The sequence below is a fragment of the Bradyrhizobium sp. UNPA324 genome, from assembly GCF_006658635.1.
GTDB classification, from domain to species: Bacteria; Pseudomonadota; Alphaproteobacteria; order Rhizobiales; family Xanthobacteraceae; genus Bradyrhizobium; species Bradyrhizobium nanningense.
Genome location: NZ_LFJD01000004.1, coordinates 1,003,371 through 1,015,991 on the forward strand (window position 1 = coordinate 1,003,371; position 12,621 = coordinate 1,015,991).

Consider the following 12,621-nt stretch of genomic DNA (forward strand, 5'->3'; position numbering starts at 1 on the left):
ACCGTGCACATTCGGCCACACAGCAGCGGGTTGAACGCAGCGGACCGCCGTTTTGATGGCACGAAGTCGGGCACTTCGTGTAGGTTCGTTGCCAATTTGTTGCTGCCTGCAATTCGATTCTGGGGATTTCAGAATGCGCTATCTCACCCTCCTCGCCTCGCTGATGTGCATGGCGCTGTCGGTCAGTGCCGCTAAGGCTGACCGCCGCGTCGCCTTCGTCGTCGGCAACGGTTCCTACAAGAACGTCGCGCAATTGCCGAACCCGCCGATCGACGCCAAGGCGATGGCGGCGACGCTGCGCAATGTCGGCTTCGAGGTGATCGAAGGGTCCAATCTCAGCCGCGACCAGATGACGGAGAAGCTGCTCGACTTCGGACGCAAGGCGCAGGGCTCCGACATCGCATTGTTCTATTATGCCGGCCACGGCATCGCCGTGAGTGGCACCAACTACCTGCTGCCCGTCGATGCCGACATCAAATCAGAAATGGACGTCAAGTTAGGGGCTGCCATCAACATCGACCTGACGCTCGAGCAGACTATGGGCGATGCCAAGGTCAAGCTCGTCTTCCTCGATGCCTGCCGCGACAATCCGTTCGCCGCCAAGATCAAGTCGAACTCCGCGACCCGCAGCGTCAACGTGCAGAGCGGTCTCGCCGAGATGAAATCCGGCGAAGGTACCCTCATCGCATTCGCCACCGGCCCCGGCCAGACCGCGCTCGATGGTCAGGAGGGCAACAACAGCCCGTTCACGCGTGCGCTGATCGACAACATCACCAAGCCCGGCGTCGAGATCCAGCAGGCGATGACGTCGGTGCGCGCCCAGGTCAACGAAGAGACCCGCAAGGGCCAGCTGCCCTGGGGCCACACCAACCTGACCGGCTCCGTCTATCTCAATCAGGCCCCGGCTGCCCAGGTCGCCAATGCAGCCCCGACCGCTGCGGGCATGGTGCCGGCGGCGACCGGGAGCTCGGACGGCGTCGAGCTCGAATACTGGCGCTCGGTGAAGGAGTCCAACAAGCCGGAAGAGCTCAACGCTTATCTCTCCGCCTATCCAAACGGTCAGTTCAAGGCGCTGGCGCTGGCACGCCTCGCGGCGATCAAGAGCGGCCCCTCGACCGCGACCCGCACGCTCAACGCCGGCATCGATCCCGCAACCTTCACCGATGAGGCCACCCAGCTCACCGAAGACCAGATCGGCCTCGACAAGAACAAACGCCGCGACGTGCAACGTCGCCTCACGGCGCTCGGCTTCGACACCAAGCAGACCGGCGCATTCAACGACGAGACGCGGTCCGTGCTCAAGCGCTGGCAGACAGCGCGCGGCTATCCCTCATCGGGCTACCTCAACAAGCTGCAGCACAAGGCCCTGCTCTCGGAGATCGTGGCTGCCCCGGCGACCGCGAGCGACAACAGCCAGAAGGCGGCCCGGCGCGCGGCCAGTGCCCCGGCTCAGAGCAGCCAGCCGGCGCCGGCTCCTCAACGCAGCAGCCCCGGCGATGCGGCAGGTGCGGCCTTCGTGGGCGGCGTCGTCGGCGGCATGATGGGCGGCATGTTCCGCCGCTGAGCCGAAGCGAGATTGAAATAGAAAGGCCCGGCTCGCGCCGGGCTTTTTTGTTGGTACGACGGTGTCGCAGCATGACGGTGTGGGAGCAGTGCCTAGTCTCTCCTCGTGCCCCGGACGCAGTGCAGCGCTCCTTCAGCGCTGCACTGCCGGGGGCCCATATCGCAGAGGAGCTCGTGGCTTCTGGGTCCCGGCTCTGCGCCGCAACGCGTGTGCGTTGCGGCTTGTCCGGGACACGGACGGAAGGATTCTGGTCCCGACCCGCAATGAGGTCCGTTACTTCCCCGCGGCCTTTCGCAGCGCCTCGTTGATGCGATCCTGCCAGCCGGGGCCGCTCTGCTGGAAGAACTCCAGCACGTCCTGATCGATGCGCAGTGTGACCTGCTCCTTGATGCCGGGAACGGCAGTTTGCTTGGGCGGCGCCGCGGCGACCTTGGCTGTCACCTTCTTGAACGCTGCCTCCGCTTCGGTCCTGGCATCGCCAAGCGTGCGCGGCCGCCTCGGTGGTTGATCTGCCATGTCCTAGATTCCTTCAAACAAAGGCGTCGAAAGATACCGTTCGGAGAAGGACGGCACGATCGCCAGAATGGTTTTTCCCGCAGCGTCAGGCCGCTTGCCAATCTGCAGCGCAGCCGCGATCGCCGCACCCGAGGAGATGCCGCCCGGAATGCCTTCATGCCGCGCCAGCGCGCGCGCGGTCTCGATTGCGGTCGTCGAGTTGATCTTCACGATCTCGTCGATCACCGCGCGGTCGAGGATGTCGGGGACGAATCCGGCGCCGATGCCCTGGATCTTGTGCGGGGTATGTTGTCCTCCCGACAGCACCGGGCTCTCCTCCGGCTCAACCGCGACCACGCGAAGGGAGGCCTTGCGCGGCTTGAGCACCTGACCGACGCCGGTGATCGTGCCGCCGGTGCCGACGCCGGCCACGAAGAAATCGATATTGCCGCCGGTGTCGTTCCAGATCTCCTCGGCGGTGGTGCGGCGGTGCACCTCGGGATTGGCGAGGTTCTTGAACTGCTGCGGCATCACCGAGTTCGGCGTCGTCTTCAACAGCTCCTCGGCAGCGGCGATCGCGCCCTTCATGCCTTGCGCCGCCGGCGTCAGCACCAGTTCGGCGCCGAGAAAGGCCAGCATCTTGCGCCGCTCGATCGACATCGATTCCGGCATCACCAGCTTGAGGCGATAGCCGCGCGAAGCCGCCACGAAAGCGAGCGCAATGCCGGTGTTGCCGGAGGTCGGCTCGATCAGCACGGTGTCGGGCTTGACGATGCCCGCCTTCTCCATCGCGATGATCATGGCCGCGCCGATGCGGTCCTTCACGCTCGCGGCAGGGTTGAAATATTCAAGTTTTGCCAAAATGGTCGCATTCACGCCGTGCATGCCGGGCAGCCGGCGCAAGCGCACGATCGGTGTATTGCCGAAGGCCTCGACGATCGAGTCATAGATCCGGCCGCGGCCGGGTTGGTGCGCTGCACCCGTGTTGGACGATGCGTCCATGATGAACTCCCTGTGGCGACAATATGCGCTTCTTACGCAGCTCATGCGCAGTTACGGATAGCCCGCGACGACACGCAAGCGACAATGCGGCACATGTTAAATACGCTGCATCGCAAAATCGCGTGAGCTTTAATTAGCAGAAAACCAACGCATTTGTGTTGCGACCTCGTCAACTGATTCTGCTTATGTTAGACTTAGGTCTCAAAGCAGGGAGGTCACCACGATGTCAGCAGTTGCTGAAGTGATGTCGACCGTCGCGCTGAACCGCGATCCGCGTTGCAGCGAATTGCCTACCTGTCCCGTCTGCGCCGATTCCATGGTCGCCGCCGAAGCATCCGCCTACGTCTCGGACCACATGATCAGCTATCTCTGGACCTGCGATAATTGCGGCTATGGCTTCGTGACCAAACATGCCGTGAAGCAACGCTTCGTGTGCAACTGACGTTCTGTCGTGGCCTAGCGCGGGGCGATGTCGCCCCTCGCCCAGTCCTCGCGCGTACGCTGATAGAACTCCTCAAACGTTCCGTGTGCAATCGCGTCCCTGATGCCCTGCATCAGGAACTGGTAGTAGGCGATATTGATTTCGGACAACAGCATCGCCCCTAACGTCTCGCCCGCCTTGACGAGATGGTGCAGATAGGCACGCGCGTAGTTGCGCGCCGACGGCCACGAGCTCTCCTCGTCCAGCGGACGCGGATCGTCGGCGTGGCGCGCATTGCGTAAATTCACCTGGCCGAAGCGCGTGAAGGCGACGCCGTGCCGGCCATTGCGCGTCGGCATCACGCAATCGAACATGTCGATGCCGCGCTTCACCGCTTCGAGGATGTCATCGGGCGTGCCGACGCCCATCAGGTAGCGCGGGCGCTCCTTCGGCAGCACCGGCGCGGTCTCGTCGATCATCGCCAGCATCACCGCCTGCGGCTCGCCGACGGCAAGCCCCCCGATTGCATAGCCATGGAAGCCGATCTCGACCAGACTTCCAGCGCTTGCATGACGAAGCTCGGGCACATCGCCGCCCTGCACGATGCCGAACAGCATGTAGCCGGCGGGAGCGCTCTCGAAGGCGCGCTTTGAGCGCTCGGCCCAGCGCAGCGACAATTGCATCGCGCGCTCGATGTCGGAGTGTTCGGCCGGCAGCCGCACGCACTCGTCCATCTGCATGGCGATGTCCGAGCCGAGCAGGCGCTGCACCTCGATCGAGCGCTCCGGAGACAGCTCGACCTTGGCACCGTCGATATGCGAGCGGAAGGTGACGGCGTGCTCGCTGATCTTGCGCAGGTCCGCCAGCGACATCACCTGGAAGCCGCCGGAATCCGTCAGCATCGGCCCGTTCCAGCCGGTGAACTTCTGCAAGCCGCCGAGCGCCGCGATCCGCTCGGCGCTCGGACGCAGCATCAGGTGATAGGTGTTGCCGAGCACGATGTCGGCGCCGGCATCGCGCACCTCGCGCCAGTGCATGCCCTTCATGGCACCGGCGGTGCCGACCGGCATGAAGGCCGGCGTCCGCACCACGCCGTGAGGCGTGGTCAGGCGTCCAGTGCGCGCGGCGCCATCGGTTGCGAGCAACTCAAAGTGATTGGGAAGATCATTGTCGGGATTCATGGCGGTGCTTATTGCGTGTCGGAGGAGGCCGATCAACCCAGCCAAACCACGCAGCGGCCGGTCGGTGCCTCAGACTGGGACACAATGGACGTGATTATTCCCGCCGCCGGCCTTGTTAAACAAAACGATACCGTATAGTTTTACTACGGGGCTGGACGAGGTGCCGCGGCGAGACTTGCCGGCGGCGCCAAATGTGTGATCGCCAGCCACCGACAATGCCCCTTCCTTCGTGTTCGACTGACCTCTCCGACCGCTCCCATGAGCGGATCAGGCAGACAGGCGGCCGCCTGACCGGATTCCTGGTCCTGACGTGCAGCCTGGCGCTCGCCGCCTGCACCTCCCTGCCCCGCACGCCCTACACGGCCACTGAAGCCAGCACATCGCGCGTGCTCGAGATCGATGGCCTCAGGCGCTACGCCGACGAACCCATCACGAAATTCAGCTTCGAGAAGGACACCAGCACCGCGGCGAAGACCTATCTGGCGCTCTCCGGCGGCGGCGCCGATGGCGCCTACGGCGTCGGCGTGCTCAACGGCTGGACCGCGGCGAGAACCCGACCCACTTTCTCCGTCGTCTCGGGCGTCAGTACCGGCGGCCTGATCGCGCCGTTCGCGTTTCTCGGCTCGCAATACGACGACACGCTGAAGGAGGTCTACACCAGCGGCATCGCGGAAAGCCTGTTGAACGATCCCAGCATCATGCGCGTGCTGTTCGGATCCGGCCTGTTCGGCAACACGCGGCTGCGCGAGCTGGTGGCCCGCTATGTCGGGCCGGATATCCTGGCGCAGGTCGCGCGCGAAAACGCCAAGGGGCGAAAGCTGCTGATCGTGACGACCGACCTCGACACCCAGCGCACCGCGATCTGGGACATGGGCAAGATCGCCGCCGTCGGCACGCCCGAGGCGCTCAAGCTGTTTCGCGACGTGATGGCGGCCTCCGCCAGCATTCCCCTGGTGTTTCCGCCAATCATGATCGACGCCGAGGGCCAGGGCCGCAAATTTCAGGAGATGCATGTCGACGGCGGCGTGACCGCGCCGGTGCTGACGCTGCCGGAAGCCCTGCTATTCCAGGGCAGCCGACTGCCGGGCAGCGCGAAGATGGACATCTACATCCTCGTCAACAAAAAGATCGAACGCAATTTCGAGCTCGTCTCCAACGGCACCATCGACGTCGCCTCGCGCAGCCTGTCGGCGATCACCCAGTCACAGACGCGCTCGATCATCTTCTCGACCTATGATTTCGCAAGGCGCAACCGTCTCGGCTTTCATCTCTCCTACATCGCGCGCGAATATCCGGCGCCGCCATCGGAAGGGTTCGACACCGCCTATATGCGGGCGCTCTATCAATACGGATATGACAAGGCCGTTTCCGGTCAGGCCTGGAGCTCGACGGTGCCGTGAGAACCGGTGGCGGAACGAGGCTGTGCCGAAACCGTTGACGATACGGCCAATTCGGCCAGATTCGCGATGACGCCTCGGCTCCTGCGCGATATAGAGCGAATGACGACTGTCCGAAACGCGCAGGAATCAGTGGGCATGGGATTGACTGCGACCAAGACGAGAGCGGCAGCGCCGCGGCGCGAGGTGCCGAAATCCCGCGGTGGCCGGCCGACGAAGACCGCCGCCATCGAGCGCGACCAGCGGCTGATCGAGGTCGCCACCCGCCTGTTCCTGGACCGCGGCTTCGATGCGACCTCGCTTGACGCGGTCGCGGAAGCGGCCCGGGTGAGCAAGCCCACCGTCTATTCCCGCTACGGCGACAAGCGCGGCCTGTTTGCCGCCGTGCTGAGGCGCGAGATCGCGCGCTGGCTTGCGCCACTGTCCGCCGCCGCGGAAACGCAGCTTAGCAGCCTTGCGGACATCTCGGTCGAGCAGCGGCTGATCGAGATCGGACGCGAGATGCTGACATTCACCTGCGGCCCCGACGCCGTCGCCTTCAGCCGCATGATGACGTCGCAGGCGATCAATTTCCCCGACGTCGCCAAGCTCGGCAAGGAGGAAGGCTGGCTCAAGGCGGTTGCCACCACCGCGCGCTTCTTCGACCATCTGGTGGCGCAGGGCGCGCTCGACGTCGAGGACACCACCATTGCAGCCGAGGTGTTTCTCGACGTGGTCGTCGGTCACACCCACCGCATGGCGACCTTCGGAACGGCCCTCGAGATGAAAGCCGCCGAAAAGCGCATGCGCGCGGCGATCAAGCTGTTCCTGGCCGGCGCGCTGGGGCCCGCCGGCCGCGTCCAGGATGCCAAGGGCACGCAACGCCGCCGTCCCTCCCGCTGACAATTCCGTGAACGCCCGATCTATCCCCACACGGACACCGCCGGCGCGTTGACCGAAATAAAACGATACGGTATGGTTTCGTTATAAGGCGATGCGGACCGCTTTTTCACCAGCCCCAAAGAGGTCCGTACCGCTTCGATCGCCGCGACGGGTACAGCCCGTCACGTCGCTCCGCGGCCGACCGACGCCCAAGGTCGGCCGCGTCTTCTTTCGGATGATCAGGCCCTACTCGCCGGTCAGAGGTTTCGAGCATGAAGACGACCAACCACTGGATCTTGCCGCTACTGGCGATCAGCCTATCCGCTCTCCTCCTCGCCGCGCCTGCCCGGGCGATCGTGACCACGGGCACGCCCACGGCCCTTCACAGCGATACAGATAACGATGCCGAAGCTGACCGCCAGGCCGTCAGCCGCGAGATCGAGCGCTTCCGCAGCTCGTCGATCTCGATCAGCCAGGCCATGGCGATCGCCGAAGCCCGCCACGCCGGGGCCACCACGGCGGACGTGAGTTTCGACGGAGCCGCCCGCGTGCCGGTGTATCGGGTGAAGACCCTGCACAACGACCGGATCTGGCGCCACACCATCAATGCTGCGACCGGCGAGCTCGTCGGTGGGGAGGCCGCCCTGCCCCTCGCCGAGCTCGATCACGAGGACCGCGACAATCTCGCTGCCCTCGGTGCGATCAGGCACCGTCTCGCCGACGCCGTCCGCGTCGCCGAACGTGCGGCCTCGGGCAAGGCGATCAGCGGCGGATTAGTGCGCGAACGCGGCCGACTCAATTTTGCGATCGTCGTGATCAGCGGCGATGACCTCAAGGAGGTCATCCTGCAGCCCCCGGGCGCCAGGAAATAGCGGCTGCGAAATAGCGGCAGGTTCGCCCCCGGCACTAACCGGGGCGAAAAGCCATTGACGGGCGCAAGACTCTCCCGCATAAGTCGCCGCCATGTTCACGACCACCAAACGCACGACCAAAACCACCACGGCCCCAGGGGCCCGGGGAGGCGTGCGCGCGTAGGTCGTCGACTTAAACGCATCAACTCTACGGCAAGCCCCGCCCTCGATGGTCCGGGGCTTTTTTGTTGTCTTATTCGCAAATCTCAATGGAGGACAAAGTGAGTAACGATCCCGTCGTCGCGATTGTCGGCGTCACCGGTGCGGTGGGCGCCGAATTCATCGCCACCATGGACAAGCGTGGCTTTCGCGTCGGCAAGCTCAAGGCGCTCGCCAGCGCCCGCTCGGCCGGCAAGACGGTGTCGTTCCGCGGCCAGCCGGTCGTGATCGAGGAGCTGACCGAGCGGTCCTTCGAAGGTGTCGATATCGCCCTGTTCTCCGCCGGCGGCAGCATCTCCAGGAAGTATGCGCCGATCGCGGTCAAGGCCGGTGCGGTCGTGGTCGACAATTCCTCCGCCTTCCGCATGGACCCGAACGTGCCGCTGGTGATCCCCGAGATCAACGCAAACCGCATCCGCGACCACAAGGGCATCATTGCCAATCCGAACTGCGCGGCGATCACGGCGCTGGTGCCGCTGTGGCCGATCCATCAGAAGAACCGCATCAAGCGCGTCATCATCTCGACCTACCAGGCCGCTAGCGGCGCCGGTGCCGCCGCGATGGAGGAGCTGGTCGAATCCACCCGCGCCAATCTCAACGGGCAGGTCTATACGCCGAAGGTGATGCCGCACCCCTACGCCTTCAACCTCTTCAACCACAACACGGCCGTCGACCCCGAGACCGGCTACAACGACGAAGAGACCAAGGTCATCAAGGAGACCCGCAAGATCTTCGAGGACGACAAGATCGCGATCGGCGTCACCTGCGTCCGCGTGCCGGTGCTGCGCGCCCATTGCGAGGCCATCACCTTCGAATGCGAGAAGCCGATCAGCGAGGATCAGGTCCGCGCCATCATGGCGCAGGCGCCCGGCGTGAAGGTGGTCGACGACCGCGCCAAGAACTACTTCCCGATGCCGATCGACGCCTCGGGTCAGGACGACGTCCTGGTCGGCCGCATCCGCAAGGATCTCAGCGACGCCAGCGGGCATTCGATCTCGATGTTCGTGGCGGCCGATCAGCTGCTCAAGGGCGCAGCGCTGAACGCGGTACAAATCGCCGAGCTCCTGCCGCAGCGGGTGATGGCGTAACGCAGTCTCGACCCGTCATCCTGAGGCGCGAGTGGCGCGATGCGTTAAGCATCGCGCCGGGAGCCTCGAAGGATGCGCGGCCGAGGTGCGACATCCGGGCCGTCGCCCTTCGAGGCTCGCTGAAGAGGCGAGCACCTCAGGGTGACGGTGATGGAGCTGCGCTTGTTGCCCGAAACAACAAGCACGCATCGCCATACGAGTAAAACCGGTACCCATTCGCAATCGCGTGCGCGTACGCCGCCTTCATCGTCTCAAGCCCCGAGAATGCCGACACCAGCATGAACAGCGTCGACTTCGGCAAGTGGAAATTGGTCATCAGGACATCGACGGCGCGGAAGCGATAGCCTGGGGTGATGAAGATCGCGGTCTCGGCCGCGAAGGGCTGGATCGTGCCGTCCTCGCGCGCTGCGCTCTCGAGCAGCCGCAATGACGTGGTGCCGACGGCGATGATGCGGCCGCCGTTCTTTCGGGCGCTGTTGAGACGTTCCGCCGTCTCAGCCGGGATCGTGCCCCACTCGGCATGCATCTTGTGGCCTTCGGTGTCGTCGACCTTCACGGGAAGGAACGTCCCTGCCCCGACATGCAGCGTGACCTGGTTGATGCCGACGCCGCGCGCGAGCAGCGCCTGCTCCAGCACCGGCGTGAAATGCAGCCCCGCGGTGGGCGCAGCGACCGCGCCTTCGTTCACGGCGAACATGGTCTGGTAGTCGGTGAGGTCCTGATCGTCGGGCGTACGCTTCGAGGCGATGTAGGGCGGCAGCGGCGGGCTGCCGAGATCGGCGATGGCCTGGTCCAGCGCGGGGCCGTGGAATGAGAACGACAGCGTCACCTCGCCCTCGCTGCCCTTGGCCTCGACCTCGGCGTCGAGATGGCCGAGCAGGCAGACCTTGCCTTCGTTGCCGAAGCGGATGCGGTCGCCGGCGACAAGCTTCTTGGCGGGTTTCACCAGCGCCTGCCAGCGCGAGCCGTCGAGCCGTTTGATCAGCGTCGCCTCGATTCTGGGCTCGGTCTCGCGGCCGATGCGGCGGCCCTTCAATTGGGCCGCGATCACCTTGGTGTCGTTGACGACGAGCTGGTCGCCCGCCTTCAGCCATGACGGCAGGTCCGCGATGGTCTGGTCGCGCAACGCGCCGTTCTCCACGACCAGCATTTTCGCGGAGTCGCGCGGGCTCGCCGGGCGCAACGCGATGCGCTCGGCTGGCAGGTCGAAGTCGAAGAGATCGGTACGCATGTCCCGGAACTTGTCATCGCCCGCGCAGGCGGGCGATCCAGTACTCACGATCTTGGTCGTAACCGCCGCTGGTGGTTACTGGATGCCCCGCCTGCGCGGGGCATGACACCGACCAATCGGCCTATTCCTTATCCGCGGCCATCCGCGCCTTGACGATCTTGTCGGGGTTCTGCACCGGCTCGCCGCGCTTGATCTTGTCGACGTTCTCCATGCCCTCGGTGACCTTGCCCCACACCGTGTACTGGTTGTCGAGGAAGCGGGCGTCGTCGAAGCAGATGAAGAACTGGCTGTCGCCGGAATCGGGATTGGCGGCGCGCGCCATCGAGGCGGTGCCGCGCACATGCGGCTCCTTGCTGAACTCGGCCTTCAGCTTCTTGCCCGAGCCGCCGGTGCCGGTACCCTGCGGGCAGCCCGTCTGCGCCATGAAGCCCTCGATCACGCGGTGGAACACGATGCCGTCGTAAAAGCCCTCACGGACCAGTTCCTTGATGCGGGCGACATGGCCGGGCGCGAGGTCGGGCCGCATCTCGATGGTGACGGGGCCCTGCGTGGTCTCGAGGATCAGGGTGTTTTCGGTGACGCTCATGCTCGTCTCTCTTGCGTTGGGGGTGAGGTCTTGTCAGGTGACGTTTTGCGGTTACGGAACTGGATCGCGAATGGACGTCCCGCGGCGGCGCCGGCCATTGCATCGGTAAATGGCACCGGCGTGCAGCGTTGCAACGCCTCCATCACCGCGATCCGGTATTGCAGCCGGTCATTGTCGGAGGCCTCCGCGGATTCATAGGTAATCCTCGGATGGCCCAGAATGTTTCCGGCCCGGTTAAAGCTCACGACGACGGTGATGTCGAGTGGGCGAGCCTTGTTCGGCGGCGGCGGTCTCCAGCAAGTGCGCAGATGCCGGAAGATGTCCTGGATGGTGTTGACCTGCGCGTCCTCGGCGGCCGCGCTGGAGAGGCCAAGCAGGAGCGCCGCGGCAGCTACGATAAGCTTTTTGCCACGGCGCGCCATCGTCTCTCCTATTTGATGTCGGAGGCGACCTGCACCTTCACCATCTTGTCGGGATCGGTCACGGCGCCGCCGGCGGAGCCGGGCGGAGCCTTCTTCAGCTTGTCGACGACGTCCATGCCCTGCACGACCTCACCGACCACGGTGTACTGGCCATCGAGGCTGCCGCCGTCGGCGAACATGATGAAGAACTGCGAGTTGGCGCTGTCGACGCTGTCGCCGCGCCGGGCCATGCCGACGATGCCGCGGGCAAAATGCACCTTGGAGAATTCCTGCTTCAGGTTCGGATATTTCGATCCGCCGGTGCCGTTGAAGTTCTGGCCGTCGCCGGTCTGCGCCATGAAGCCGTCCATGACGCGATGGAACGGCACGTTGTTGTAGTAACCCTCGCGCGCGAGCTGCTTGATGCGCTCGGCGTGCTGGGGCGCGATATCGGTGCGCAGCTTGATGACGATACGGCCCTTGGTGCTGTCGATGACGATGGCGTTGGCCTTGTCGAGGTTGGCCGGCAATTGCTGCGCCACCGCCGGCACCGCGAACAGAAGCGCGGCAAGGACTGCGAGAATTCGGATCATGACAACTCCGGATCAGAAGGAAGATGAAGCGCGCCGTTATTCGGCGAATTTTGTCTTGAGCTGGGCCGCGACAATCGGCGGGACGAAGGCCGAGACGTCCCCACCCATGCCGGCGATCTGGCGCACCAAAGTGGCGGTGATCGGGCGGACCATCGGCGAGGCCGGCAGGAAGACCGTGTGCACCTCCGGCGCCATCGCCTCGTTCATGCCGGCGAGTTGCATCTCGTAGTCGAGGTCACTGCCGTCGCGCAGGCCCCGAATCATGATCGTCGCACCGTGCTTGCGCGCCGACGTCACCGACAGATCGTCAAACGTCACGGCTTCGAGCACGCAGCCGGCCTTGGCCGCCACCGGCCCGCAGACGTCATAGAGCATCTTCAGCCGCTCCTCGGTCGAGAACAGCGGCTTCTTGCCGGGGTGGACCCCGATCGCGACCACGAGCTTGTCGCACAGCGACACGCTGTGCCGGACGACGTCCAGATGGCCGTTGGTGATGGGGTCGAAGGAACCGGGATAGAAGGCAATACGCGGCATGTCCCCTCCTACCGCGCCCGGCCCGGCCCGGCAAGCCGGGCAGGTTGCTTGGCCTTTCCTTGGTCGTTTCCGGCAAAATATCCCGCCGGTCGTGTCGGCGATGGCCGGTTTGTTTCGTCCTGAGAGCGGTCACGAAACAAACCGGGGCGGACACGAAACCATTTCCCGCGCCGGCGAAGACGTCCGGAAACTGGCCA

Annotated in this window: 14 protein-coding genes; 6 read left to right on the plus strand and 8 right to left on the minus strand. The window is 64.7% G+C overall.

Features of this window, described 5'->3' with window-relative positions; all coding sequences use genetic code 11:
- Nucleotides 1-133: 133 nt before the first annotated feature.
- The gene (locus UNPA324_RS04765) at nt 134-1,564 is read left to right on the plus strand and encodes a caspase family protein (protein ID WP_128919477.1); all 1,431 of its coding nucleotides are present in this window, start codon (nt 134-136) and stop codon (nt 1,562-1,564) included.
- A gap of 273 nt (nt 1,565-1,837) precedes the next feature.
- Here UNPA324_RS04765 and UNPA324_RS04770 read toward each other — a convergent pair whose 3' ends face one another.
- On the minus strand, nt 1,838-2,080 hold the full coding sequence (locus UNPA324_RS04770) for a BrnA antitoxin family protein (protein WP_128919476.1): 243 nt from the start codon (nt 2,078-2,080) through the stop codon (nt 1,838-1,840).
- A gap of 3 nt (nt 2,081-2,083) precedes the next feature.
- Nucleotides 2,084-3,061: a cysteine synthase A gene (cysK, locus tag UNPA324_RS04775; RefSeq protein ID WP_141933754.1), complete on the minus strand. Its 978-nt coding sequence runs from the start codon at nt 3,059-3,061 to the stop codon at nt 2,084-2,086.
- A gap of 223 nt (nt 3,062-3,284) precedes the next feature.
- Here cysK and UNPA324_RS04780 point away from each other — a divergent pair, with 223 nt between their 5' ends.
- Nucleotides 3,285-3,503 (plus strand): hypothetical protein, encoded by a 219-nt coding sequence (locus tag UNPA324_RS04780; protein ID WP_141933756.1) that lies wholly within the window; start codon nt 3,285-3,287, stop codon nt 3,501-3,503.
- A gap of 14 nt (nt 3,504-3,517) precedes the next feature.
- On the opposite strand, the gene tgt is transcribed toward UNPA324_RS04780, so the two are convergent.
- Nucleotides 3,518-4,663: a tRNA guanosine(34) transglycosylase Tgt gene (gene tgt / locus UNPA324_RS04785; protein WP_141933758.1), complete on the minus strand. Its 1,146-nt coding sequence runs from the start codon at nt 4,661-4,663 to the stop codon at nt 3,518-3,520.
- Between the two features lie 215 nt (nt 4,664-4,878).
- On the opposite strand from tgt, the gene UNPA324_RS04790 reads away from it, so the two are divergent.
- From UNPA324_RS04790 to UNPA324_RS04805, 4 genes are all read left to right on the plus strand, one after another.
- Nucleotides 4,879-6,063: a patatin-like phospholipase family protein gene (locus tag UNPA324_RS04790; RefSeq protein WP_246667115.1), complete on the plus strand. Its 1,185-nt coding sequence runs from the start codon at nt 4,879-4,881 to the stop codon at nt 6,061-6,063.
- A gap of 135 nt (nt 6,064-6,198) precedes the next feature.
- A complete protein-coding gene (locus tag UNPA324_RS04795; RefSeq protein ID WP_128919471.1) occupies nt 6,199-6,942 on the plus strand; it encodes a TetR/AcrR family transcriptional regulator in 744 nt (247 codons plus the stop codon).
- 251 nt (nt 6,943-7,193) lie between these two features.
- The gene (locus UNPA324_RS04800) at nt 7,194-7,793 is read left to right on the plus strand and encodes a PepSY domain-containing protein (RefSeq protein ID WP_128919470.1); all 600 of its coding nucleotides are present in this window, start codon (nt 7,194-7,196) and stop codon (nt 7,791-7,793) included.
- Nucleotides 7,794-8,041: 248 nt separating this feature from the next.
- Nucleotides 8,042-9,079, plus strand: a complete 1,038-nt coding sequence (locus UNPA324_RS04805) for an aspartate-semialdehyde dehydrogenase (RefSeq protein ID WP_128919469.1) — start codon at nt 8,042-8,044, stop codon at nt 9,077-9,079.
- 136 nt (nt 9,080-9,215) lie between these two features.
- Here UNPA324_RS04805 and queA read toward each other — a convergent pair whose 3' ends face one another.
- The 5 genes from queA to coaD form a co-directional block, all read right to left on the minus strand.
- Nucleotides 9,216-10,310, minus strand: coding sequence for a tRNA preQ1(34) S-adenosylmethionine ribosyltransferase-isomerase QueA (gene queA / locus UNPA324_RS04815; protein WP_141933762.1), 1,095 nt, complete (start codon nt 10,308-10,310; stop codon nt 9,216-9,218).
- 121 nt (nt 10,311-10,431) lie between these two features.
- Complete coding sequence (locus tag UNPA324_RS04820; protein WP_128919467.1) at nt 10,432-10,896, minus strand: peptidylprolyl isomerase; 465 nt, start codon at nt 10,894-10,896, stop codon at nt 10,432-10,434.
- Complete coding sequence (locus UNPA324_RS04825) at nt 10,893-11,318, minus strand: UCP034077 family protein (protein ID WP_141933764.1); 426 nt, start codon at nt 11,316-11,318, stop codon at nt 10,893-10,895. The genes UNPA324_RS04820 and UNPA324_RS04825 overlap by 4 nt, the downstream gene beginning before the upstream one ends.
- Before the next feature lie 8 nt (nt 11,319-11,326).
- Entirely contained in the window at nt 11,327-11,890 is a 564-nt protein-coding gene (locus tag UNPA324_RS04830) for a peptidylprolyl isomerase (protein ID WP_128919465.1), read from the minus strand.
- Nucleotides 11,891-11,926: 36 nt separating this feature from the next.
- Nucleotides 11,927-12,424, minus strand: a complete 498-nt coding sequence (coaD, locus tag UNPA324_RS04835) for a pantetheine-phosphate adenylyltransferase (protein WP_128919464.1) — start codon at nt 12,422-12,424, stop codon at nt 11,927-11,929.
- Between the last annotated feature and the right edge of the window lie 197 nt (nt 12,425-12,621).

Bases quoted from the DNA above. Each gene is read 5' to 3' on its own strand.
- cysK (WP_141933754.1), bottom strand. From the start codon at position 3,061: ATGGACGCATCGTCCAACACGGGTGCAGCGCACCAACCCGGCCGCGGC.
- queA (WP_141933762.1), bottom strand. From the start codon at position 10,310: ATGCGTACCGATCTCTTCGACTTCGACCTGCCAGCCGAGCGCATCGCG.
- UNPA324_RS04830 (WP_128919465.1), bottom strand. From the start codon at position 11,890: ATGATCCGAATTCTCGCAGTCCTTGCCGCGCTTCTGTTCGCGGTGCCG.
- UNPA324_RS04795 (WP_128919471.1), top strand. From the start codon at position 6,199: ATGGGATTGACTGCGACCAAGACGAGAGCGGCAGCGCCGCGGCGCGAG.
- UNPA324_RS04820 (WP_128919467.1), bottom strand. From the start codon at position 10,896: ATGAGCGTCACCGAAAACACCCTGATCCTCGAGACCACGCAGGGCCCC.
- coaD (WP_128919464.1), bottom strand. From the start codon at position 12,424: ATGCCGCGTATTGCCTTCTATCCCGGTTCCTTCGACCCCATCACCAAC.
- UNPA324_RS04805 (WP_128919469.1), top strand. From the start codon at position 8,042: ATGGAGGACAAAGTGAGTAACGATCCCGTCGTCGCGATTGTCGGCGTC.
- UNPA324_RS04790 (WP_246667115.1), top strand. From the start codon at position 4,879: ATGCCCCTTCCTTCGTGTTCGACTGACCTCTCCGACCGCTCCCATGAG.
- UNPA324_RS04800 (WP_128919470.1), top strand. From the start codon at position 7,194: ATGAAGACGACCAACCACTGGATCTTGCCGCTACTGGCGATCAGCCTA.
- UNPA324_RS04825 (WP_141933764.1), bottom strand. From the start codon at position 11,318: ATGGCGCGCCGTGGCAAAAAGCTTATCGTAGCTGCCGCGGCGCTCCTG.
- UNPA324_RS04770 (WP_128919476.1), bottom strand. From the start codon at position 2,080: ATGGCAGATCAACCACCGAGGCGGCCGCGCACGCTTGGCGATGCCAGG.
- tgt (WP_141933758.1), bottom strand. From the start codon at position 4,663: ATGAATCCCGACAATGATCTTCCCAATCACTTTGAGTTGCTCGCAACC.
- UNPA324_RS04765 (WP_128919477.1), top strand. From the start codon at position 134: ATGCGCTATCTCACCCTCCTCGCCTCGCTGATGTGCATGGCGCTGTCG.
- UNPA324_RS04780 (WP_141933756.1), top strand. From the start codon at position 3,285: ATGTCAGCAGTTGCTGAAGTGATGTCGACCGTCGCGCTGAACCGCGAT.